The 23793-nt window shown below is 65.8% G+C and carries 20 protein-coding genes; 8 read left to right on the top strand and 12 right to left on the bottom strand.

All coding sequences use genetic code 11. The features are described from left to right. Positions 1–17 precede the first annotated feature (17 nt). Positions 18–671 (top strand): pyroglutamyl-peptidase I, encoded by a 654-nt coding sequence (gene pcp, locus ACSQ1W_RS04445; protein ID WP_436041805.1) that lies wholly within the window; start codon positions 18–20, stop codon positions 669–671. A gap of 9 nt (positions 672–680) precedes the next feature. Here pcp and ACSQ1W_RS04440 read toward each other — a convergent pair whose 3' ends face one another. The 3 genes from ACSQ1W_RS04440 to apbC all read right to left on the bottom strand — a co-directional run bounded on the left by ACSQ1W_RS04440 (position 681) and on the right by apbC (position 2773). Further along, positions 681–1223 carry an RDD family protein gene (locus ACSQ1W_RS04440; RefSeq protein ID WP_436041804.1) on the bottom strand — a complete coding sequence of 181 codons (543 nt, stop codon included), beginning with the start codon at positions 1221–1223 and terminating at the stop codon, positions 681–683. 34 nt (positions 1224–1257) lie between these two features. Then, positions 1258–1830 (bottom strand): dCTP deaminase, encoded by a 573-nt coding sequence (dcd, locus tag ACSQ1W_RS04435; protein WP_187573005.1) that lies wholly within the window; start codon positions 1828–1830, stop codon positions 1258–1260. Positions 1831–1921: 91 nt separating this feature from the next. Next, positions 1922–2773 carry an iron-sulfur cluster carrier protein ApbC gene (gene apbC, locus ACSQ1W_RS04430; RefSeq protein WP_436046099.1) on the bottom strand — a complete coding sequence of 284 codons (852 nt, stop codon included), beginning with the start codon at positions 2771–2773 and terminating at the stop codon, positions 1922–1924. A gap of 391 nt (positions 2774–3164) precedes the next feature. Between apbC and ACSQ1W_RS04425 the strand changes: the two genes are divergently transcribed. The 6 genes from ACSQ1W_RS04425 to rnfB all read left to right on the top strand — a co-directional run bounded on the left by ACSQ1W_RS04425 (position 3165) and on the right by rnfB (position 12210). Continuing rightward, the gene (locus tag ACSQ1W_RS04425; RefSeq protein WP_436041803.1) at positions 3165–5984 is read left to right on the top strand and encodes a TonB-dependent receptor plug domain-containing protein; all 2820 of its coding nucleotides are present in this window, start codon (positions 3165–3167) and stop codon (positions 5982–5984) included. Positions 5985–6074: 90 nt separating this feature from the next. Next, on the top strand, positions 6075–8108 hold the full coding sequence (locus tag ACSQ1W_RS04420) for an alpha/beta hydrolase family protein (protein ID WP_436041802.1): 2034 nt from the start codon (positions 6075–6077) through the stop codon (positions 8106–8108). A gap of 140 nt (positions 8109–8248) precedes the next feature. Continuing rightward, entirely contained in the window at positions 8249–9061 is an 813-nt protein-coding gene (locus ACSQ1W_RS04415) for a hypothetical protein (protein ID WP_436041801.1), read from the top strand. Positions 9062–9150: 89 nt separating this feature from the next. Beyond that, the gene (locus ACSQ1W_RS04410) at positions 9151–9591 is read left to right on the top strand and encodes a DUF2147 domain-containing protein (protein WP_436041800.1); all 441 of its coding nucleotides are present in this window, start codon (positions 9151–9153) and stop codon (positions 9589–9591) included. Positions 9592–9716: 125 nt separating this feature from the next. Further along, positions 9717–11780 (top strand): methionine--tRNA ligase, encoded by a 2064-nt coding sequence (gene metG, locus ACSQ1W_RS04405; protein WP_436041799.1) that lies wholly within the window; start codon positions 9717–9719, stop codon positions 11778–11780. Then, a complete protein-coding gene (gene rnfB, locus ACSQ1W_RS04400; protein WP_436041798.1) occupies positions 11752–12210 on the top strand; it encodes an Rnf electron transport complex subunit RnfB in 459 nt (152 codons plus the stop codon). Before metG ends, rnfB begins: the two co-directional genes overlap by 29 nt. Positions 12211–12249: 39 nt before the next feature. Here the strand turns inward: rnfB and ACSQ1W_RS04395 are convergent, their stop codons facing one another. From ACSQ1W_RS04395 to ACSQ1W_RS04370, 6 genes are all read right to left on the bottom strand, one after another. Continuing rightward, positions 12250–13209 carry a TraB/GumN family protein gene (locus ACSQ1W_RS04395; RefSeq protein WP_436041797.1) on the bottom strand — a complete coding sequence of 320 codons (960 nt, stop codon included), beginning with the start codon at positions 13207–13209 and terminating at the stop codon, positions 12250–12252. A gap of 12 nt (positions 13210–13221) precedes the next feature. Then, positions 13222–14157, bottom strand: a complete 936-nt coding sequence (locus ACSQ1W_RS04390) for a DUF1684 domain-containing protein (RefSeq protein ID WP_436041796.1) — start codon at positions 14155–14157, stop codon at positions 13222–13224. 1 nt (position 14158) lies between these two features. Further along, positions 14159–15961: a DNA mismatch repair endonuclease MutL gene (mutL, locus tag ACSQ1W_RS04385; RefSeq protein WP_436041795.1), complete on the bottom strand. Its 1803-nt coding sequence runs from the start codon at positions 15959–15961 to the stop codon at positions 14159–14161. Positions 15962–16025: 64 nt separating this feature from the next. After that, positions 16026–17558 carry an N-acetylmuramoyl-L-alanine amidase gene (locus ACSQ1W_RS04380; RefSeq protein ID WP_436041794.1) on the bottom strand — a complete coding sequence of 511 codons (1533 nt, stop codon included), beginning with the start codon at positions 17556–17558 and terminating at the stop codon, positions 16026–16028. A gap of 75 nt (positions 17559–17633) precedes the next feature. Next, positions 17634–18116: a tRNA (adenosine(37)-N6)-threonylcarbamoyltransferase complex ATPase subunit type 1 TsaE gene (tsaE, locus tag ACSQ1W_RS04375; protein ID WP_436041793.1), complete on the bottom strand. Its 483-nt coding sequence runs from the start codon at positions 18114–18116 to the stop codon at positions 17634–17636. A 50-nt stretch (positions 18117–18166) separates the two neighbouring features. Then, complete coding sequence (locus ACSQ1W_RS04370) at positions 18167–19639, bottom strand: NAD(P)H-hydrate dehydratase (protein ID WP_436041792.1); 1473 nt, start codon at positions 19637–19639, stop codon at positions 18167–18169. Positions 19640–19706: 67 nt separating this feature from the next. Between ACSQ1W_RS04370 and queG the strand changes: the two genes are divergently transcribed. Next, positions 19707–20786 carry a tRNA epoxyqueuosine(34) reductase QueG gene (gene queG / locus ACSQ1W_RS04365; RefSeq protein ID WP_436041791.1) on the top strand — a complete coding sequence of 360 codons (1080 nt, stop codon included), beginning with the start codon at positions 19707–19709 and terminating at the stop codon, positions 20784–20786. Between the two features lie 184 nt (positions 20787–20970). Here the strand turns inward: queG and pgi are convergent, their stop codons facing one another. The 3 genes from pgi to panC form a co-directional block, all read right to left on the bottom strand. After that, positions 20971–22482, bottom strand: coding sequence for a glucose-6-phosphate isomerase (pgi, locus tag ACSQ1W_RS04360; protein WP_436041790.1), 1512 nt, complete (start codon positions 22480–22482; stop codon positions 20971–20973). A gap of 1 nt (position 22483) precedes the next feature. Beyond that, positions 22484–22864 (bottom strand): aspartate 1-decarboxylase, encoded by a 381-nt coding sequence (panD, locus tag ACSQ1W_RS04355; protein ID WP_192311656.1) that lies wholly within the window; start codon positions 22862–22864, stop codon positions 22484–22486. Positions 22865–22943: 79 nt separating this feature from the next. Further along, the gene (panC, locus tag ACSQ1W_RS04350) at positions 22944–23786 is read right to left on the bottom strand and encodes a pantoate--beta-alanine ligase (protein WP_436041789.1); all 843 of its coding nucleotides are present in this window, start codon (positions 23784–23786) and stop codon (positions 22944–22946) included. Positions 23787–23793 lie beyond the last annotated feature (7 nt).

The raw sequence follows: 23793 nt of genomic DNA, 5'->3' as shown, positions 1-23793 counted from the left end.
CTTCCACGAGACGTGCCATGCCGACGACACGCACCATCCTGTTGACCGGTTTCCAGCCCTTCGGCGGCGAGCAGGTCAATCCCAGCTGGCAGGCCGTGTCCGCGCTGCATGGCACGCGCATCGCGGAACATCGCGTGGTGGCCCGCGAGTTGCCGGTCGCTTTCGGCACGTCGCTCACGGTCCTGCGTGCGGCGCTGAAGGAAACGCAGCCATCGCTGGTGATCTGCGTCGGCCAGGCCGGTGGTCGCGCGCAGCTGTCGCTGGAGCGCGTGGCGATCAACGTCGACGATGCACGCATTCCCGACAACGCAGGCTCGCAACCGGTCGACCTGCCCGTCATCGATGGCGGTCCTGCCGCCTACTTTTCGACACTGCCGATCAAGGCCATGCGCGACGCCCTGCGTGTCGCCGGCTTTCCTGCCGAGGTATCGCAGACCGCAGGCACCTACGTCTGCAACCACGTGTTCTACGGATTGATGCACGCATTACGCGTGCGAAGGGGCGTCCGTGCGGGCTTCGTCCACATCCCCTACTCGCCGGCCCAGGCGTCAGGACATGCCGGTGCGGCGAGCCTGCCGGTGGAGACGGTGACAGCCGCCTTGCGCCTGGCGGCGAAGGTGGCCCTGAAGACGCCTGTGGATATCCGCACCGCTGCGGGTGCGGAACACTGATACCGCGCGCTACGTCGCGCGCACCACGCGGGTGCCCGCGATCAGGTCATGCAGGCAGCGCTGGTCCTGCCGGAAGATCATCAGCGAGTCGACGAGCGCATACAGGCCACCCAAGCAGGGAATGTTGACGATGGCGTGGGTCGGCAGGTAGCGCTTCAACAGCAGGTCCGCCAGCGGCGGCGTGCGCCCCTGCAGGTCCACAATCCTGATCGCAAGCAGCTTCTTGCCCCAGGTCTGTCCGCTTGCGTGCAACGGATACCCTTGGATGAGCGCGAAAAGCGCGAAGCCGATGACCGCCCACAACACCGTAGTCCCCAGCGGCATGAAGCCCAGCCCCCCGGACCGGCCAGCCTCGAAGGCCGCCTGCCAGTAACCGGTCATCAACATCGGCGGCACAGTGACGACCAGTGCTATGACGCCGTCGATGAGCGCTGCCGCCAGTCGCGCCCAGCGGTCGGCCAATTCATGGCCGTCGCCGGAGGATGGCGGTACAAGATGCGCGTCCGGTGTGCGATAGGGGTCGTGCTCCGGCAAGGACGGAGGAGTCGCCATGGTTCGATTCCTTTCGTTGGTGGGGCGGATGGCGTCAGGTACGCGGCAACGTCACGCCGGTCTGGCCCTGGTACTTGCCGCCGCGATCCTTGTAGCTGGTCTCGCAGACGTCGTCGGCGTCGGACTGGAAGAACAGCATCTGCGCCACGCCTTCGTTGGCGTAGATGCGCGCCGGCAGCGGCGTGGTGTTGCTGAACTCCAGCGTCACGTGGCCTTCCCACTCCGGCTCCAGCGGGGTGACGTTGACGATGATGCCGCAGCGCGCATACGTGCTCTTGCCGAGGCAGACCACCAGCGTGTCGCGCGGGATGCGGAAGAACTCCACCGTGCGCGCCAGCGCGAAGCTGTTCGGCGGAATGATGCACTCGTCGGCCTCGATGTCCACGAAGCTCTTCGGGTCGAAGTGCTTGGGGTCGACGATGGTGGAGTTGATGTTGGTGAACACCTTGAACTCGCGCGAGCAGCGCACGTCATAGCCATAACTGGACGTGCCGTAGCTGACGATGCGCTGGCCGTTGGCCTGCTTGACCTGTCCCGGCTCGAACGGCTCGATCATGCCCTGCTGCTCGGCCATGCGGCGGATCCAACGGTCGCTCTTGATGCTCATGCAAATCCTGGTCTGGGGAACGGAACCGCGCCGGACGCGCGGCAGGCGGGGATTGTAGGGCGGGCCCCGGCCCGCCGTCTGCGTAGACCGGTCAGACCAGCGACGAAGCGATCGGTACGCTGGCCCGCGGCCGCTGCGCCAGCGTCGCCGCCATGACCCGTGCGGTCTGCCGGTAGGCCTGCGCCACGGCCGAATCCGGCGCCGCGACCAAGACCGGCTGGCCGGCGTCGCCCTGCTCGCGGATCGCGATATCCAGCGGCAGCGACCCCAGCAGCGGCACGCCGTACTGCGCCGCCATCCGCTCGCCGCCCCCCTGGCCGAACAGGTGCTCGACATGGCCGCAGCTGGAACAGGTATGGACCGCCATGTTCTCGACGATGCCCAGCACCGGCACCTCGACCTTCTCGAACATCTTCAGCGCCTTCTTGGCGTCCAGCGTGGCGATGTCCTGCGGCGTGGTGACGATGACCGCCCCCGCCACCGGGATCTTCTGCGCCAGGGTCAGCTGGATGTCGCCGGTGCCGGGCGGCAAGTCCACCAGCAGGTAGTCCAGGTCGCCCCACAAGGTGTCTGTGAACAGCTGCATCAGCGCCGAGGTGGCCATCGGCCCCCGCCAGATCATCGGCGTGTCCTGGTCGACCAGCAGCCCGATCGACATGGCCTCCACCCCGAACGCCCGCATCGGCTCGATCGACTTGTTGTCGTGGCTCTCGGGCCGGCCCGACAGGCCCAGCATGGCCGGCACGCTGGGCCCGTAGACGTCGGCATCCAGCACCCCCACCCGGGCGCCCTCGGCCGCCAGCGCCAGCGCCAGGTTCACCGACGTGGTCGACTTCCCCACCCCGCCCTTACCCGAGCCGACCGCGATGACGTTGCGGACGCGGGGGTGGGGGGAAAGCGTGCCCTGGACGGCGTGGGAGGCGATGCGGGAGGTGAGCGACAGGGAAGCCAGTCGCAGCTGCTCCGCAGCCAGAGCCGCCACAACCTGCGACTCGATGCCGCTCCGCATTCCTTCAAGCGGAAATCCGGCCAGCAGGGAGACCTCTTCCCCGGCGGACCCGGAGGAGGCACTCCAACGGAGGCCTCTGTTCAGCTCCGCCGGCATTCCAGACAGCACGATTTGAGACAGGTATTCCACTTCCAAGCCAACTCCCAGGCAAATTTGTGACGCATTTCACGTTTTAAGCAGTAACGCCTGTAACATGTTTCCGTGCTATGGGCATCCGCGTTAATCCCATGTTAACGTCGGGTCACGAGGACGTTTACGTGCGGCTGGGACTGAAGGATCAGTCCAGTGGGGGCCGCATCCATTGACAGTTTAGGGGATTCACCACATGTCAGTTCGCAACACGAATGCGCTCAAGCGCAGCCGCCTGAGCGCGGCATTGTTCACCGCCCTGGTCGTGCCGTTCGCGGGTAGCGCTTTCGCCCAGGAAGCAAACGAGTCAAGCCAGCAGGCTCAGGCGACCTCCACGCTCGACAAGGTGACGGTGACCGGCTCCCGCATCAAGAAGGCCGAGATCGAAGGCCCGGCACCGGTGACGATCATCACGGCTGCAGATATCGAAAAGCAGGGCTTTTCGACCGTCTATGACGCCCTCAATACGCTGACACAGTTCACTGGCTCGGTTCAGAACGAGCTGAACCAGAACGGCTTCACACCCAACGCGAGCTTCCTGAATCTCCGTGGCCTGGGCCCTGGCTATCAGCTGGTGCTGATCAACGGGCGCCGTGCTGCGGACTATCCCCTCCCGTACAACGGCCAGTCCAATGCAGTGAATCTCGCCAACATCCCGGCGGGCGCCATTGATCGCATCGAAGTGCTGTCCGGCGGCGCCTCGGCCATTTATGGCTCCGATGCGGTCGCTGGCGTGGTCAACGTCATCATGAAAACCAATTTCGAAGGCGACCAGTTCAACCTTCGCGTCGGCACGACGACGATGGGCGGCGGCGACTCCGGACGTCTTCAGTGGGTGGGAGGCAAGATCTGGGATCGAGCCAGCGTGACCTACGCGTTCGAAATCCTCGAGCGTGAAGCCATCTTCGGTCGCCAGCGCGAGTTCATGGATTCTTACCGCGACGATCCGTCGATCGACCCTGCCAACGCAACTGCGCTGCCTGGCGTGCGCTACACCATGTGGGTGGATGGGAACGGCAATCCGACCTCCAATCCGAACGCTCCCGGTCGCCGTTTGGGCTGGCCAATGGCTGGCAATCTCGATGCAACCTGCAATCGCTTCTCCGAGTTCGAACCGGTTGCAGTGAACGGACAGGCCTTTTGTGGCTACTACGGATTTCCGGCGGGCCAAGCCATCCGCAACTCCGACAGGAATTACAACGCGTACCTGTACGGCACCTATGAGCTGACCGATACGATCCAGGCCTGGGCACAGCTGGGATACAGCAACGCCGAAGCCAAACTCGCATCGAGTTCGCGGACCTTTACCAGCGCATCCGTGACCGGCGCTAACAATTTCTACGACCCGAACTTCGGCGCCGTCATTGGCAACGTGTATCGCACCATCGCTCCCAGCGAAATCGGAAATGGTGGCGGACAGCCGACGCTTGCCAGCGAGCAGTCCTTGGATTTCGCAGCAGGCCTTCGTGGCACCGTGTTCGATGACCGCTTTGACTGGGACGCGACCCTCTCCCACTCCCGCTACGATTCCGAAACCAAGTACAACTGGCTGGTCCAGTCGAAGGTGCGCGACTTCTTCTTTGGTCCGCGGCTCGGTACGCATGCTGGTACGGGCTATGCCATTTACGCGATGAATCTGAATCGCCTGACCAACCCGTTGTCGTCGGCTGACTACAGTTCGATCACATCGTCCTACAGGGATGAGGCATCGTCTCAGGTGAGCCAGGGCTCGTTCGTGCTCAGTGGCGATCTGTTCGAAATGCCAGCTGGCAGTCTTGCGATGGCCGCCGTCCTGGAAGCCGCTTCCCAGAAGTACGATGTCAGTCCCGACGCTCGCGCACGCCTTAACTACACCGGCAACGACGCCCCGATGGGCCTGACGTCCACCGGTGGTGGTGGCAGTCGCGACCGCTATTCCGTCGGCCTCGAGTTCAGCATTCCGCTGTTGAGTTCGTTGAAAGCCAGCTTGGCCGGTCGTTACGACAAGTTCAATGACGCGAGCGACATCGACGGTGCGTTCACTTGGTCCTCTGGCCTGGAATGGCGTCCCGTCGACAGCCTGTTGCTGCGTGGCTCTTACGCCACTAGCTTCAAGGCGCCGGACATGCACTATATCTATGCCGGCGAGTCGGGCTTCTACACTTACGCCTTCGACGAGTACGCGTGCCGAGCAGCGGGATTGGATCCGACGTCAACCGCGGATTGCGGCGGAACCCTCTATCACCCTCAAGTGTTCGGCACCCGAAAGGGCGACCCGCGCCTGAAGGCTGAAGAAGGCAAGTCGTACACCGCCGGTGTTGTGTGGGACATCATGGACGATCTGTCCCTGACCGTTGACTACTACAACATCGAGCTCGAGGGTGCGATCAGCGATCTGACTGGGCGACTCTACCGCGAAGAAGCCGCGTGCCGCTTGGGCACGAACCGCGACGGCTCTGCTGTGGATCCGACCTCAGCGCGCTGCATCGAAGTTATCAGTCGCGTCATGCGTGATGGCAATGGCGACATCGCGGAGATCGCTACCTATCCGCAGAACCAGGCTCAGACGAATACATCCGGCATCGATGCGCGTATCGCGTACAAGATCGACACGGATCGCATGGGTGACTTTATCGCAGAGCTGGGCTGGACCCACGTACTCGAACTCGAGGCACAGGAATACCCCGGCGAGAGCTTCGAGAACCGCCGCGATCACATGCAGTTCTTCAATTTCCGTAGCCGTGTGAATTGGCAGGTAGGCTGGACCAAGGACGATTGGAACTTCAACGTCAACGGCTATCGCTGGGGCTCGCTGCCCAACTGGGCCGAAACGGATCGTATCGCCCCCTACATCATCTGGAATGCGAGGGTCGAGAAGAAGATCACCGAGAAGGCGACGGTGGGCCTGGCTGTCAACAACGTCCTCAACAAGCTGCATCCGGAGGACGATACGTTCAACACCTACCCGTACTTCTGGCGCGCCTTCAGCCCGATCGGCCGCGAAGTGTTCGTGCACTTCAACTACAAGTTCAACTGATTCGCTGATTGACTCTTGTACTGGCCCGGCGGTGACGCCGGGCCTTCTTTTTGGAGTACCTTTGGTGTCGAACACCGACGCCCATGACTCATGGGCAAGAATCCTAGGGGGCTTTTCGTGCAGTTCTCAATGAAACCCATACTTGTTGCATGCGCACTTTCGATTCCTTCGCTTGGAGCAGCTGCCGCCAAACAGCCTCTCAAGCCTGTGCGCGACTTCGTTTCCCATCCTGCTTATGGAACGGTCAAGATCTCCCCAAACGGCGAGTACCTGGCCATTACCGTGGACAAGGGCGAACAAGACGTGCTCGCCATCATGCGGACGAGTGATCTCAGTCTGGTCAAGGTCAACCAACTCCCCGACAACAAAAGTGTCGGCAGCTTCTTCTGGACCAGTCCCAACCGTCTCATGTTCAATGCCGTCAAGAAGCTCGGCGGATATGCGCAGCCGTTCAACACTGGTGAGTGGTTTGCGGTCAACGCGGATGGCAGCCAGCCACGTCCATTGATCTTCTATGGCACCCGCGATGCGACGCAGCGCGGCAAGACCGTGGGCTCGGAGCGCTTCTCGCTGCTGGATACACTCAGGGAAGACGACCAGAACGTCATCATGCAGGCCACCAGCCCTCGCTCCTCCGAAGGCGTGGGCACCGAGGTCTACCGCATGGACACGCTGAGCGGACGCCGCGTCTCACTTGGCCGTGCTCCGAAGGAAAATTGCAGCATTGCGCTCGACGCCGCCAAACAGCCACGGTTCGCCGTCTGCTCGTCCAGCAAGGACGAAGAGGGCGAGTACGACGAGCGTACCGAACTCTATCGGCGTGACGACAAGAACTGGACGCTGGTCAATGCCTCGAAGTCGGGAGGCAAGCACCTCTCGGTGGTCCGCACCACCTCCACTGGTACGGTCTACGCCGAACAGGATGATGGCAAGTCGCCTGCGGCGGTGGGTACGCTGAACACCACGACGGGCGAATTCAGTCCGCTGTTCCAGGACAAAATTGCAGAGGTGTCCGATTACATCTGGTCCACCGATGAAGCGACGCTGATCGGCGTCGTCACCGAGGCGGGGGCGCCGGCGGTCAAGATGATCGACGAGAGCAATCCGGATGCCGAGATCTACGCATCGCTGGCCGGCGCCTTCGAAGGGCAACTGGTTGATTTTGCCAGCCAAACCCAGGACGGCAAGAAAATCATCGTCAGCGTGTACAGCGACTCCAATCCGGGAGAGCTTTACCTTTACGACCGCGACACGGGTAAAGCCCGGTTCCTGATGCAGCGCAAGCCTGAGCTCGACAAGAACAAGATGGCATCGGTGAAGCCATTCAACTTCACGTCGCGCGACGGCAAGCTTGTACACGCCTACCTCACCCTACCGCATGGCTCCAACGGCAAGAACCTGCCATTGATCGTCAACCCGCACGGTGGCCCGATCGGGCCGCGGGACAATTGGGGTTTCAACTGGGAAGCCCAGTTGCTGGCCAGCCGCGGCTACGCCGTACTCCAGGTGAACTACCGTGGATCCGGGGGATACGGCAAGGCGTTCCAGGATGCCGGTCACCAGCAATGGGGACAGGGAATCCAGAACGACATCATCGATGCGACCCAGTGGGCCATCGGCCACGGATACGCCGACAAGGAACGGATTTGCATCTACGGAGGCAGCTTCGGCGGCTACTCTTCGCTGATGGCGCCCATCCGTGCTCCCGGGCTGTTCAAGTGCACGTTCGGCTATGTGGGTGTGTACGACGTCGACATGATGTTCAAGAAGGGCGATATCCCCGAGCGTGAATCCGGCCAGCGCTATCTCCGTCGCACGCACGGAACGGATACGAAGTCGTGGGCGGAAAATTCACCTGCCCGCCGTGCTGCGGAAGTCAAGATTCCGGTATATCTGGCCGCAGGCGCACGCGATGTACGCACCCCGCCCGAGCAGACCGAACTCATGAACAAGGCACTTATCGCCGCCGGCAATCCGCCCGAGGGCATGATCATCCAGTCGGGCGAAATGCATGGCTTCTATGATGTCGAGAATCGAGTAAAGCTCTACACGACCATGCTCGATTTCTTTTCGCGTCACATCGGCGGCACCGTAACGGTCGGCGAAGCCCGCGGCGCCAACTGAGTCGAGAACAGCAGTAACGTTCACGGCCGGCCCTAGCGCCGGCCGTTTTTTTGGCTCTTGTCCCGTGACTTTCGATACAGGCACGCATGCCGGCGGATCACCAGAATGTTCGTCATTCGATCCGGACGAAATGGAAATCCATGAAACCGCTGAGCACTTGGGGGCTTCTTGCTTCCCTGTTCTTCCTGGGTGTCACGCAGTCGTCGCTTGCGCAGAATGCTGCCCCACCCGACCCGACCCAGGACAAACAGATGCTCTCTGCCGGCTTCCTGACGGCTCACCCGGACCTGCGCTATCGCCTGCATGGCATGGAAGAGTTCAAGCACGGGCGGTATGAGGATGCACTGAAGTTCTTTCAGCGTGCCGCTTTTTATGCCGACAAGCCGTCTCAAGGCATGATTGCGGAAATGCTCTGGAATGGCCATGGAACGCAGAAAGACGCCGCTTTGGCGTACGCATGGATGGATCTAGCCGCAGAGCGCGGCTATGCCGGATTTCTCGGGCTGCGCGAGCGGTACTGGAACGCGCTGAGTGAGTCAGATCGTCAGCGCGCGCTGGATGAGGGCGCGATTCTTTATGCCAAGTACGGCGATGCCGCGGCGCAACCCCGCATCGCGACCGTCTTGCGACGTGAGCGGCGGAACATCACCGGCAGCCGCACAGGCTTCACCGGGAACGTGCAGATCTACGTACCTGGCCCGAATGGCTTCGAACAGATCGATGGCAGCAAGTTCTTCGATGAACGGTACTGGGATCCGAAGAAGTACCAAGCCTGGCACGACGCGGTATGGATGAAGCCACGCATCGGCCGGGTCAACGTGGGTGAACTGGAACAGCTCCCACTCGCACAGCCTGCATCTCGGATCCCGAATGCCGGTCCGGACGTCGATGCGATCGAGCCGGAAACACCTGAACGGAACGAAAGCGAACTGGGCACAAAGAAGGACGGCTGAGCCCTTCCATACGCCAGCGGATGCGGTATAACAGCGTCATCCCGCCGGTCCTCACCGGCGGGGCTGACCTACATCCCTGGGAGGGGAACATGCGCAAGACCCTGATGGCCGCGATGCTGGCCGCTCCGCTGATGGCCCTGTCGATGGTGGCATCCGCCGCCGATCCGGTGGTCGGCCGCTGGAAGACCATCGACAACGACACCGGCAAGCCGAAGTCGTTCGTCGAGATCACCCAGGCGGCCAACGGCACGATCACCGGCCGCATCGTCGAGCTGATCAACCCGAGCAAGCCGAACCCGGCCTGCGACAAGTGCAAGGACGATCGCAAGAACAAGCCGATCACCGGCATGGAGATCATCCGCGGCATGAAGGCCGAGGGCGGTGGCCAGTACGCCGGCGGCACCATCCTCAAGCCCGACGAGGGCAAGGTGTACAAGTCGAAGATGGAACTGCTCGAAGGCGGCAAGAAGCTGGAGGTGTCCGGCTGCATCGCCTTCATGTGCAAGTCGCAGACCTGGCTACGCCAGTAACTCCTGCACAAGTCCGCCACGCCACACTACGGGCCCGGCATCGCCGGGCCCGTCGCGTTCTGGCCGCAGGAAAAGGCATTCACCCTGCCGTGCGATAATCGCCGCCCCCCGTCGCGAAGCCCGTCATGAGCCGTACTGCCCTCGTCACCAATGCCCTGCCCTACGCCAACGGTCCGCTGCACCTGGGCCACTTGGTGGGCTACATCCAGGGAGACATCTGGGTGCGGGCGCGACGGATGCACGGCGACACGGTGCACTTCGTCTGCGCCGACGACACCCACGGCACGCCGATCATGCTGGCGGCGGAAAAGGCCGGCGTCACGCCGGAAGCCTTCATCGCCGGCATCCAGGCCAGCCACGAGCGCGACTTCGCCGCGTTCGGCGTGGCTTTCGACCACTACGACTCGACCAACTCCGCCGCCAACCGCGAGCTGACCGAGCAGTTCTACCAGCGCCTGGACGCGGGTGGACACATCGGCCGACGCACCGTCGCGCAGTTCTACGACCCGACCAAGGGCATGTTCCTGCCCGACCGTTACATCAAGGGCATTTGTCCCAACTGCGGCTCCGCCGACCAGTACGGCGACAACTGCGAGGTCTGCGGCGCCACGTACGCACCGACGGACCTGAAGGAGCCCAAATCGATCCTGTCCGGCAGCACGCCGGAGATCCGCGATTCGGAGCACTACTTCTTCGAAGTCGGCCGCTTCGATGCCTTCCTGCGCGAATGGCTGGCCGGCGACGTCGCTCTGCCGGGCGTCAAGGCGAAGCTGCGCGAATGGCTGGATGCCGAGGGCGGCCTGCGCGCGTGGGACATCTCGCGCGATGCGCCGTACTTCGGTTTCGAGATTCCCGGTGCGCCCGGCAAGTACTTCTATGTCTGGCTGGATGCACCGATCGGCTACCTGAGCAGCTTCCGCAACCTGTGCGCCGAGCGCGGCCTCGAGTTCGCCCCGCACCTGGAAGCCGGCACCGACGTCGAGCTGCACCATTTCATCGGCAAGGACATCGTCAACTTCCACGGCCTGTTCTGGCCGGCGGTGCTGCATGGCACCGGTCATCGCGCACCCACGCGCCTGCACGTCAACGGCTACCTGACCGTCGACGGCGCCAAGATGTCGAAGTCGCGCGGCACCTTCATCATGGCGCGCACTTATCTGGATGTCGGTCTGGAACCGGAAGCGCTGCGCTACTACTACGCGGCCAAGTCGTCCGGTGGCGTCGACGATCTCGACCTCAACCTCGGCGACTTCGTCGCGCGCGTCAACGCCGACCTGGTAGGCAAGTTCGTCAATCTGGCCAGCCGGTGTGCGGGCTTCATCGACAAGCGCTTCGCCGGCCGCCTGGCCGACGCGCTGCCCGATCCCGCCATGTACCAGCGCTTCGTCGACGCGCTCGGCCCGATCGCCGACGCCTACGAACGCAACGAGCCTGCCACCGCACTGCGCCTGACGATGGCGCTGGCGGACGAAGCCAACAAGTACGTCGACGAAACCAAGCCGTGGGTGATCGCCAAGCAGGAAGGCGCGGACGCCGAACTGCAGGCCGTCTGCACGCAAGGGCTGAACCTGTTCCGTGTGCTTGCCGCTGCGCTGAAGCCGGTGCTACCGCGCACGACTGCTGAGGCCGAGGCGTTCCTCGGTGCGCCGGTCGAGACCTGGGCCGACGTTGCGGCTCCACTGCAGGCGCACGTCATCCAGCCGTACTCCCCGCTCTTCACTCGTATCGACCCGAAACTGATCGACGCCATGACCGACGCTTCCAAGGACACCCTCGCCGCCGCGCCCGCGCCTGCCGCCCTCGAGAAGAAGACGGAAGCCAAGTCCTCCGCACCCGCGGAATCGAAGGACGCGACGGGCATCATCGGCATCGAGGATTTCGCCAGGCTCGACCTGCGCGTCGGCAAGGTGCTGGAATGCGGATTCGTGGACGGCTCCGACAAGCTGCTGCGCTTCCTGCTGGATGCCGGTGACTTGGGCCAGCGGCAGATCTTCTCCGGCATCCGCGCCAGTTACGGCGAACCGGACAAGCTGATCGGCCGCAACGTGGTGTTCATCGCCAACCTCGCCCCGCGCAAGATGCGCTTCGGCCTGAGCGAAGGCATGATCCTGTCGGCCGGTTTCGACGGCGGCGCGCTGGCGCTGCTGGACGCCGACGCCGGTGCCCTGCCCGGCATGCCGGTGCGCTGATACCGCCAGCCGCGCCACGGCGATGAACGCCGATCTCGTCGAACGCCTCGATCGCCTGCTGCCGCAGACTCAATGCGGCCAATGCGGGTTCGACGGCTGCCTCCCGTACGCGCAGGCGATGGCACACGGCGATGCCGGCGTGGACCACTGCCCACCTGGTGGCGACGAGGGTGCGCGAATGTTGGCCCGCGTGCTGGGTGTACCGCCGCTCCCGTACGATCGCGCGCGCGGCGCCCACAAGCCCGCCATCGTCGCCGTCGTGGTCGAAGCCGACTGCATCGGCTGTACGAAATGCATCCAGGCGTGCCCGGTGGACGCCATCATCGGCGGCGCAAAACACATGCACGTGGTGATCGAGCCTCTCTGCACGGGTTGCGAGCTCTGCGTGCCCGCCTGTCCGGTGGACTGCATCGTGATGGAACCGGTCTGAGCGCGACGACCGCGCCCGCAACTCATCCCTCGAACAGGCTTACCGGCGACCGCCGGCCTTGCATGCCGAACACACGCGCTCGACGGTGTATCCGTGCGCCCGCAATTTTTCCACCACGCCGTCCTCACCCAACAGGTGCAGCGCGCCGACCACAACCAGCGCATCGTCGTCGCCCGGCTGATCCAGGAGTTGCCGGATCTTGGGTACCCAGGCGTCGTTGCGCTCCACATTGATGCGCCGGTACAGGCGCGGATAGCGATCACGCATATCCAGCGCCATGGTGGTCCACAGGCCCTCGGCATCGCCGCGACGCCAGGCGTCGTGCACGCGTCGGGTTTCCGCAGCCCCCTTGTCGGCGTCGTCCAGTGCTTCGGCAATGAACTGCCGCTGCTCGGTCGCGTCCATGCCATCCAGCACCGCGATCTGCTCCTGCACGCGCTCGAGCCCACCGGTAGGCTTGCCGGCGGCAAGCGCCTTGTCCATGAAATGGTTGTCCAGGCCCAGCTTGGGGTCGAGCCCCTGCTTGGTCATCTCGACGATGCTGATGGTCACGGCGACGAACCAGGGCTCGAACATCGAGAGGACCTGCGGCGGCATCTGCATCTGCTGCAGCGTGGCCTGGTTGGCCGTTCCCCAGGCCTCGAACTTCGCCCACGTCGCTTCGTCCAGGTCTTGCTGCAACGTCTTGCCATCGGTGCGCAGCGCAGCCTGCACCATCAGCTGCCCCAGCGCCGGCGACCGCATGTCCTCCGGCGACAACTCGAACATCAGGCGCTCGACATCGTCAAAGGCAGTGGCCACATCGCGGGACAGCGGGTAGTCGCCCGGACGCAGCAGGTGGAACGAGCCGAGCAGGTAGACGGCGTTGTCCTTGTCCGACACCTTCCACAGCAACGGCACCGGCGCACCGGCGGGCTTCGGCGCGTCTGCCGCAAGGACGGACGCGCTGCCGAGCAGTGCGGTGACGACAAGGGCTTTCAGTGAACGGCGCAGCAGCATCGGCGACTTCCTTCAGAGCACTTTGATCGGTTTCGCGTAGGCCTTCTCGCCCGCATCGACGAGCAGGTCGAGGCGGTTCTCCGCGGGGGGCAGCGGACAGGTCGCATACGGTGTGAAGGCGCAGGGCGGGTTGTAGGCGCGGTTGAAGTCCAGTACCACCTTGCCCGCCTGCGGCGCGTCGGCATCCAGGAAGCGGCCGGCCGGGTAACTGCCATGGCCACTGGTGCGGTCAGCAAGCACAAAGAACAGCGGCCCGCCCGCCTGGCCAAGCGCCTCCAGCCGGAAGGTCTTGCCATCGCGCTCGAACTCCACCACGCCCGGATTCGGCGACTCGTTGGCGACGCCGATCACGTCGACGATGGTGAGCGTCTTGCCGGGCGGATGCGGAATGAAGCGCCCGTCGACGCGCCACGCCTCCTGCACGGGCCAATAGTCGAGCCCGATGAACTGCGTCCGCGATTCGGCATCCGCATGCTTCACGCGCAACGCATGGCGGCCGCCGCGCTCGATCACCGTCAGCAGACCCTTGCCGTCGTCGAAGCCGATCATGGACGGATTCGGATCCCGGTCGCTTTCGAGTTCCACGCGCCCCTTCAACGGTTCGCCGTTGAAGGTCAGCGCGGTGCCGCCCTCGGGCGTGAGGAACACGCGCTTGTCCTGCTGCGTGATCATGCCCAGCTTGGCGGGACCGACGGCAAGCCTGATGCCGCTACCCGGCCCGCTGCCGATGAAGTGCGATTTAAGCTCGATCCAGTGCAGGCCGACCAGGCTGGTCCAGCCGTCGGGCGCAATCAGTTCGTTCCTGCGCTGTTCGCGCCAGGCCGCGTTGTCGGCCAGGAAACGGGCGTCGGCCACCTTGCCGGTGTTCGCGGCCTTGTCCTCGCCGCCGCAGCCGGCCAGCAATCCCACCAGCATGGCCATCCCCAGCCATCCCCTGTTCTTCCCCATGTCAGCGTCCTCGCAGGAACCAGCGATCGATCTCGTTCAAGGAAAAGCGCGCCCACGTCGGACGGCCGTGATTGCATTGCCCGGAGCGCTCGGTGGCTTCCATCTCGCGCAGCAGGGCGTTCATTTCGGGCAGCGTAAGCCGACGGTTGGCGCGCACGGCGCCGTGGCAGGCCATCGTCGCCAGCAGTTCGTCGCGCGCGGCGGCCACGCGCCTGCTCTCGCCATGCTCGCGCAGGTCGGCCAGCACGTCGCGCAGCAGCGCCTCGGGTTCGGCGTTCGACAGCAGGGCGGGAATGCTGCGCACGTTCAACGACTGCGGGCCACTGCGGGTGACATCGAAACCGAGGGTCGCCAGCGTAGCGGCTTCGCGCTCGGCCACGTCCGCCTCGCGTTCGGCCACCGCCAGCGCCATCGGCACCAGCAGCGGCTGCGAGCGCAGACCGATGCTGTCGTGCGCGCCCTTCAGCTTCTCGTAGCCGATGCGCTCATGGGCGGCATGCATGTCGACCACGATCAGGCCATCGGCGTTCTCCGCCAGGATGTAAATGCCGTGCAGCTGCGCGATGGCGAAACCCAGCGGCGGTACGCCGTCGACGTCGTCGGCCGGCATCGCATGCGCGGACGGCGGCGCCATCGTGCCGGTCGACATCGCAGCGGCCGTCGGAGCCGCATACAGGGCGGCATATGCGGCCGGCGCCTCCGCCACATTCAGTCCCAGCGGCGACTGCTGCGTGGGCATCCAGGCGGACGGCACCGACAGCGGAGCTCGCGTCGCGAACGGCGACGGGGCGATGTCCTGCGGTAGTGCACCGGCGCGCGTTTCCGCCAGCGCTTCGTGCAACGTGCGGTAGACGAAATCGTGGATCAGCCGCGTATCGCGGAACCGCACTTCGTGCTTGGCCGGATGGACGTTGACGTCGACACGGGTGGGATCGAGCTCGAGGAACAGCACGTAGGCCGGCTGGCGACCGTGGAAGAGGACGTCCTGATACGCCATCTTCACCGCATGCGCGATGTTGCGGTCACGCACCGAACGGCCGTTGACGTAGACGTACTGCTGGTCCGCGCTCGCACGCGAATAGCTGGGCTGCGCGATCCAGCCGTGCAGGCGAAGGCCGGCGGCGGCGTGATCGACGCGCAGCGCGCTGCGGGAGAAGTCGTCACCCAGCGTTTCGCTGAGGCGGGCGAGCGATTCCAGTTCGTCCGCCTTGTAGCGCCGCGACGGCCGGCCGTTGTGCGAGACACGCAGCTCGATGTCGGGACGCGCCAGCGCCAGCGAACGGAGCCACTCTTCGATGTGGCCCATCTCGGTACGCTCGGCGCGCAGGAACTTGCGCCGTGCCGGCACGTTGTAGAACAGCTCGCGCACTTCCACGGTGGTGCCGACCGCATGCGGCTTCGGAGCCACCTCGCCGACCCTGCCCCCTTCCACCTGCAGCGACGCGCCGTGTTCGTCCTGCACGCGGCGCGACGTCAGCGCGAAGCGGCTGACCGAGGCGATCGACGGCAGTGCTTCGCCGCGGAAGCCCAGCGTGGCGACCGCTTCCAGGTCGTCGAGCGAGGCGATCTTGCTGGTCGCATGGCGCGATACGGCCAGCGGCAGTTCTTCCGGCGCGATGCCGCCACCGTCGTCGCGGATGCGGATCAGGCGGACGCCGCCTTCCTCGAGATCGATGTCGACGCGGCGCGCGCCGGCATCGAGGGCGTTTTCGACCAGTTCCTTGACCACGGACGCAGGGCGTTCGACGACTTCGCCTGCGGCGATCTGGTTGATGAGGGTGTCGGGAAGCTGGCGGATCGGCACGTGCTGGCGGCGCGGGGCGCCGTCTCGGGGAATCAGCCGTGATGATAGCCGAGCGGGTGCGCGATCAGGGCGCGCCTGCGGCGCCGCCGGCCGCGACGGTGCGCGCGTCGGCCTCGGCCTGCGCGCGGGCGGCGAACAGCGTGCCCGGCGGTGGCTGGCGGGTGAAGTACGACTGGATGCCTTCCAGCACCGCACCCGCGACCTTGCGCTGGTGGGCCGGGTCGAACAGGCGCTTTTCTTCGTCCGCGTTGGAGATGAAGCCCGTCTCCACCAGCATGGCCGGCATGTCGGAGTTGCGCAGGACTTCGAAATTGGCGAACTCGATCTGCGGCTTGTGGGTCTTGCCCAGGCCCTTCAGCGAGGTCAGCACGTGGCCGGCGGCGTCCTGCGACGCCTTCATATGACCGCTCTGGGCCAGATCCAGCAGCACGTTGGACAGCGTGTCCTTGGTCAGGCGTACACCGCCGACCAGGTCGGAAGCGTTTTCCTTGTCGGCCAGCCAGCGGGCGTGCTGCGAGGACGCACCGCGCAGCGACAGCACGTAGACGGATGAGCCCCAGGCACTGCGGTTCTCCGCGGCGTCGGCATGGATCGAGACGAACATGTCGGCCTTCGCGCTACGCGCCTTGCGGGCGCGCTGCGGGCGTTCGACATACACATCGGTGTCGCGGACCAGGTACGCCTTCATGCCGGGCGTGGCGTTGATCTGGCGCGCGAGCTCCTTGGAGATCGCCAGCACCGCGTGCTTCTCGTAGCGGCCGCTGGGGCCGATAGCGCCGGGGTCCTGGCCGCCATGGCCGGGATCGATGGCGATGACCAGCGGGCGCGTGCCGGCGGCGATGGCTGCCGGCGGCCTGGGCGCTTCTGCAGGAGGTGCCGCATCGGTCGTCGTGGCGGTCGCGCCCGGCATCGGCGTGGGCTGGCCGGTAGCGATGGTGTAGGTGGGCCGCTCGCCCGCCGCCGTCTGCGCCGGCACCGTGGCCGTCGTCGGCTGGCCATTGAGGATGGCCTGCGGCGAGGGTGAGGTCGGCGTCGGCTGCACGGTGGCGGGTGCCGCGCCGGCCTGGACCACTTGGGCGGTCAGCAGCGCGGTGGCGCGGGCGGCATCCGCCTGCGTGGAGGCCGACGGAGGCGTCGCCGCTGGCGGGGGGATTGCCGTCGTCGTGGCGACGGAGGTGGCGGGCGCTGCCACACCGTCGCCCGGCCACTCGATCACCAGCCGCGAGTTGGCGCCTTCCTGCTCCATCCGCGGCTTGAGTGCGGTGACCGGTGAGGCCAGGTCGAAGACGATGCGCAGCGTGCTCGCGTCGGGCTGACCCGTACGCACGGCCCGGACGATCCCCGCCGGGGTCGGCAGGCGCAGGCCGGCCTTCGCTGTCGAGGCCGGCAGGTCGACGACCAGCCGATCCGGGCCTTTCAACATGAGGGTCTTGTACTGGCCGGCACCGGCGAGCTGGATCTCCGCCCGCGTACCCGTACTGCCCTGGGCGACGGTGACGCCGGTGACTTCACCGGCCAGCAGCGTGCACGGCACCGACGCCAGGACGCCCGCCAAGGCGAGGCGCAACGCGGCAGTGGTGGGCATCCCCGGGTTCATGCCGCGGATTCAAGCACCATCCGCCCACGAATGCAAGGTGTTTTCCCTTAATAATCCGTGACCTGGCGGATGTTCCTAACCGAGCTGGAGAGATGGTGTCTGCAACTGTCCTTCGATTTCCACACGGGCCAGCCACTGCTCGCCGGTGGATGACTCCGCGGTGAGCCGGGCCGAGCGGCCGGTGCCTTCTACCGCCAACGCCACGTGCAGGTCGGCGGCAGGCAGTGCGGCGGCGCCTCGTTCCGGCCATTCGACCAGCCATAGCACCGCGGCACCTTCATCCAACCCGAGGAACTCGAGTTCGGCTGCATCGCCGATACGGTACAGGTCCAGATGCCAGGCCTCCCCTCCTTCGACGGGATAGCGCTCGACCAAGGTGTAGGTGGGACTGCGGATCGCACCTGCGACGCCGAGCGCCCGCAGCAGCGCGCGTGCCAGCGTGGACTTGCCTGCGCCGAGGTCGCCCTGAAGGTGCACGACGGCGGAGGCGGGGCGCGTACGCGCAAACGCCTGCCCCAGCGTTTCGGTCGCGTCGTTGTCGGGAAGGAACACGTGCATGCGGCGATTCTAAGCGGTCGTGCGCCGCATGCCACGCCGAACCGCAACGCTCACGGATTGGACAATCGCCGCAGGTGCGCGAACAGATCGGACGGCAGCAGGCCACGCTGGCCGTCCCATGCCGCGGCATCTCCGGCCACCGCATGCAACAGCGCGCCCGCGCTGGCGGCGTCGAACGCGGGAAGCCCCTGCGCGCGCAACGCCGCGATGACGCCGGTCAGCACATCGCCCATGCCGCCCACCGCCATGCCGGGATTGCCGGCATCGATCACGCGCGCCGTTTCGCCGGGCGCCGCCACGACCGTGCCCGCGCCTTTCAGCACCACCACGCAGCCATGGCGCTGCGCGATGGCCTGTGCTGCTCCGAAACGATCGCGCTGCACGTCAGCACTGGTGCAATCCAGCAGGCGCGCCGCTTCGCCGGGGTGCGGCGTCAGGATCGCGTCGCCCAACGGCAGTGGAGAGGCGGCCAGCAGATTGAGCGCATCCGCATCCAGGACCAGTGGTTTCGTACTACGCACGGCATGCAGGAACAGCGCACTCCCCCACTCGCCCTGACCCAGTCCAGGACCGACGGCTATCACGCGCGCACGCTCGATCAGCGGCGCCAGGTCATCCGTCGATTCCACCGCACGCACCATCGCTTCAGGCCTGCGCGCCAGCAGCGGTGCGACACTGAACGGACGCGTGGCCACGCCCACCAGACCAGCGCCGGTACGCAATGCGGCTTCGGCGCATAGCGCGATCGCGCCGCCACTGCCTTCGTCCCCACCGATGCAGAGCACGTGTCCGGATTCGCCCTTGTGCGTGTTGCGGCGACGCGGCAGCAGCCAGCGCGCGAGCGAGTCCTGATCGAGCAGCGAAGCTTCCACCGGTACGCTGTCGAAGGCGGTGGCAGGAACGTCGAGTTCTTCCAGCGCAAGCTCGCCGGTGTACTCCAGCGCGTCGCCGGTATACAGACCGGCATGCCGCACGATGAACTGCAGCGTGCGCGTGGCCAGCACCGCGACGCCCGGCGCGCAGCCCTTGTCCGCATCCACGCCGCTTGGCACGTCGAGCGCGAGCACCGGCGCCGCCTGTGCGTTGATCGCTTCGATCAGCGCCCGCACGTCCCGTTCCGGCGCACGCGAAAAGCCGATGCCGAAGAGCGCATCCACCACCGCGTCCGCCTTCGGCAGCGCCGCGTCGAACAGCGTGACCTTGCCGCCAGCGGCGACGTAGTCGGTGCAGGCGCGCTGCGCGACGGGATTGGCCGGAACATGCGCCGGCAGGTGCACGATCTCGACGTGGCGCCCGGCACGATGCGCATGGCGCGCCAGAACATAACCGTCGCCGCCATTGCTGCCGGGTCCGCACACCACGACGATGCGTTGCGCCGCGGGCCAGTGCAGCAGCAGGTGCTGCCAGGCGGCCAGGCCGGCACGCTGCATCAGCACATACGGATCACCGCCGAGGGCCTGCGTGGCGCGCGCATCCAGCGCTCGCGCGGCTTCCGAGGAATACAGGGGCCAGGTGCCGGACATGCGCGGATTCTAGGTCCCGCCCCGGTTGTGGGGAAGTGAATCCGGAGCGGCCTCCTATAATCCACGCATGTCCTCCGCCGGTTCCGCCACCTCCCTGCCCGATCCCACCGCGCTCGCCCGGCGCGTGCGGGTGCTGGCGCGCGAGTTCGGGTTCCAGCGCTGCGGCATCGCCGGCATCGAACTGGGCGACGATGAGCGCCATCTCCGCGACTGGCTGGCGGAGGGCCTGTACGGCTCCATGGCCTGGATGGCCCAGCACGGCGACAAGCGCTCGCGTCCGCAGGAACTGATCCCCGGCACGTTACGGGTGATCTCGGTGGGACTGGACTACGGGCGCAATGACAGCGACGACGCCTGGGACACCTTGCGCGACGGCGAGCGTGCCTACGTGGCGCGTTATGCGCTGGGCCGCGACTACCACAAGCTGATGCGCAACCGCCTGCAGAAGCTGGCCGAGCGCCTGCAGCAGGAAGTCGGCGCGTTCGGCCATCGCGTGTTCGTGGATTCCGCGCCGGTGCTGGAGCGTGCATTGGCACGCAACGCCGGGCTGGGCTGGATCGGCAAGCACACCTGCCTGATCGACAAGGACGGCGGCTCCTGGTTCTTCCTCGGCGAGATCTACGTCGACCTGCCGCTGCCGATCGATGCTCCGGCCAGCGCGCACTGCGGTACCTGCACGCGCTGCATCGACGTCTGTCCCACGCAGGCGATCACCGCACCGTATCGCCTGGATGCACGTCGCTGCATTTCCTACCTGACCATCGAGCACGATGGCGCCATTCCGGAAGACCTGCGGCCGGCGATCGGCAACCGCATCTTCGGCTGCGATGATTGCCAGCTGGTCTGTCCGTGGAACAAGTTCGCCAAGCGAACCGATGAGCCCGACTTCCGCGCACGCAACGAGCTCGACGTGGCGACGTTGCCGCAGCTGTTCGCTTGGGACGAGGCGGAATTCCTGCGTCGCACCGAAGGCTCGGCGATCCGCCGCAGCGGGCACGAGCGCTGGCTGCGCAACATCGCGGTGGCGTTGGGCAATGCGCCGTCGACGCCGGATGTGCTTGCCGCGCTGGCGAGCCGGCGCCAGGATCCTTCACCGCTCGTGCGCGAGCACGTGGCGTGGGCGCTGGCCAAGCACGCATCCCTGTAGGAGCGACGTCAGTCGCGACCGGACGAACGAAACGAATGCAGATCCCGCATCATGCGGATCGACGTGGAATCATCCTGCGCGGACCGCCGGAACAACAGACCGCGCGATGCCTGGCCAATGACGCCTCGGCCTTCCGGTCGCGACTCACGTCGCTCCTACAGAAAAGCAGAACCCCGTACCGCCCTTAGCCGCGCGCCTTCAGCTCCGCCAGCAACGCCTGCGTAACCGGATCCTTCGCTTCGGTTTCACCCTTCAATGCCGGCAGCAGGCCATTGGCAAGCTGCTTGCCGAGTTCGACACCGAACTGGTCGAAGGCATTGATGCCCCACAACACCGACTGCGCGTAGACGCTGTGCTCGTACATCGCGATCAATCCGCCGAGCGACTGCGGCGTCAGCGCATCCAGCAGGATCATCGTGCTCGGTCGGCCGCCGGCATAGCTGCGGTGCGGATCGTCGCTGGTCTGTCCGTTGGCGAGCGCTTCGCTCTGCGCCAGCAGGTTGGACATCAGCGCGAGATGGTTTTCCACGTACGGATCGTCGTTGCGGACGGTGCCGACGAAATCCAGCGGCACGATCTGCGTGCCCTGGTGCAGCGCCTGGAAGAAGCTGTGCTGCACGTCGGTGCCCGCACCGCCCCACCAGACCGGCACGGTGTCGACCCCGACCGGGCTGCCATCCAGCCTCACCGACTTGCCCAGGCTCTCCATCACCAGCTGCTGCAGGTAAGCCGGCAGCAGCGCGAGGCGCTGGTCGTAGGTCATCACGCCGTGCGCGGCATGGCCGAGGACGTTGCGGTTCCACACGGCCGTCAGCGCATGGCGCACCGCGATGTTGTCCGCCAGCGGCGCACTGACCGCATGCCCATCGAACGCGGATGCACCCTGGAGCAGCTGTTCGAAACGATCGAAGCCGATCGCCAGGGCGATCGGCAGGCCGACGGCGGACCACAGCGAATAGCGGCCACCGACCCAGTCCCACATCGGCAGCACGCGCTCGGGCGCGATGTCGAACGCCGCGGCGGCGCGTTCGGGATTGGCGCTCACCGCGTAGAGGCGCTCGCTGCCGCCCAGCCAGTCGCGCAGGATGCCGCCGTTGAGCAGCGTCTCCTGGGTGCCGAACGTCTTGGAGATAAGCACCGCCGCGGTGCGCGCGGGATCCAGCGGCGCCAGCGTGCGCTGTGCCGCCGCGCCGTCGACATTGGACAGGAAGTGCACACGGAAACGGCCGGGGAGCGGCCCGCGCAGCGCATCGGCCACTAGGCGCGGACCGAGATCGGAACCGCCGATGCCGACGCTGACGATATCGGTGACGTCGCTGCCTTCCAGCTGCGCGATCAGTGCTGCCATGCGCTGGCGGACATCCAGTGCCGAGGCGTAGGCCTCGCGGGCGACGACGGCCTCCGAATTCTGTCCACGCAGCGCGGTATGCAGCGCCGCGCGGCCCTCGGTGACATTGACCTTCTCGCCATCGAACAGACGGCGGAACGCGCCGGCAAGATCTGCGCCCTCGCCCTGTGCCAGCAACGCTTGCCACGCAGGCGTGTCGTAGGACTGGCGGGCGAAGTTGAAATAGAGCGGACCGCTGCGCACCGTATGGGCGGCGACGCGGTCGGGCTCGCGCGCCAGCAGCGTGTTCAACGAAACCCCACGCAGGCGCGTGGCGTGGGACTGCAGCGCGTCGAGGCTCTGGCTCATATCAGGCGGCCTGCTTGGGGATACTGCGATTGGTGTGGGTGATGCGGTTCTGGCCGTCCACATAGACGAGCGTGGGCTGGAACGCATCGGCTTCCTGTTCGCTCATCGAGGCGAACGCAGCGATGATGATCAGGTCGCCGACCTGCACGTGGCGCGCCGCGCCACCGTTGAGCGACACCACGCCACTGCCCTCGTCGGCGCGGATCGCGTACGTGGAAAACCGGGCGCCGTTGGTGACGTCCCAGATGTGCACCTGCTCGAACTCGCGGATGCCCGTCGCGTCAAGGAGCAGGCCATCGATGGCGATGGAGCCTTCGTAGTTCAGCTCGGAATGGGTGACGGTCGCGCGGTGGATCTTGGTCTTGAGCAGGCTGAGGTGCATGTCGACAGGGTCTGGAGCGGGGACGCGAAGTGTAGCCCCTCGTGCCCGGCGCGGCGTGCACGCCCCCAAGACGATGCGATCAGAATTCCAGGTTGTCGATCAGTCGCGTCCGGCCCAGGCGGGCGGCGATCAGCGCGACCTTGGGCGCCTGTTCGCCTTCGTCGGGCGTGGACAGGTCCGGCCGGCGGACCACGGTGTAGTCGACGTCGTAGCCGGCCGCGCCGAGCGCGTGCGCCGCGTCGGCTTCGACCCGCGCCCGCGGCTGTCCGGCCAGCATGCCGTCGCGCATGGCGAGCAGCACCTTGCGGATTTCAGCGGCGCGCGGCCGCTCGTCCGCGCTCAGGTACTGGTTGCGCGAACTCATCGCCAGGCCGTCGGGCTCGCGCACGATGCTGCCGGCGAGGATCTGGATGGGGAACGCCAGATCGGTGACCAGCTGGCGGATCACCGCAAGCTGCTGGTAGTCCTTCTTGCCGAAGGCCGCCACATCGGGCTGCACCTGGTTGAACAGGCGGCTGACAACCGTGCAAACGCCATCGAAATGACCGGGGCGATGCGCCCCTTCCAATACGCTGCTGACGCCGGGCACATGCACGTTGGCCGCCAGTTCGACGCCGAACGGATACATCGATTCCACCGTGGGCAACCACAGGACATCGCAGCCGGCGCCTTCGAGTCCGCTCATGTCCGCTTCGGGCGTACGCGGGTATCGGGTGAAGTCCTCGTTGGGACCGAACTGGGTGGGATTGACGAACACGCTGGACACCACGCGGTCCGCGTACTGACGCGCCAGCATCACCAGCGAGTAATGGCCGGCGTGCAGGTTGCCCATCGTCGGCACGAACCCGACCCGCAGTCCCTGCTGCCTCCACTCCCGGACGCGTGCGCGCAGCGCGTCAAGTTCGGTGATGGTCTCGATCATCGTGGCC

It is taken from the genome of Pseudoxanthomonas sp. LjRoot143, from assembly GCF_964252945.1.
Taxonomy (GTDB): Bacteria; Pseudomonadota; Gammaproteobacteria; order Xanthomonadales; family Xanthomonadaceae; genus Pseudoxanthomonas_A.
This window is presented reverse-complemented; position numbering and strand designations above follow the sequence as displayed.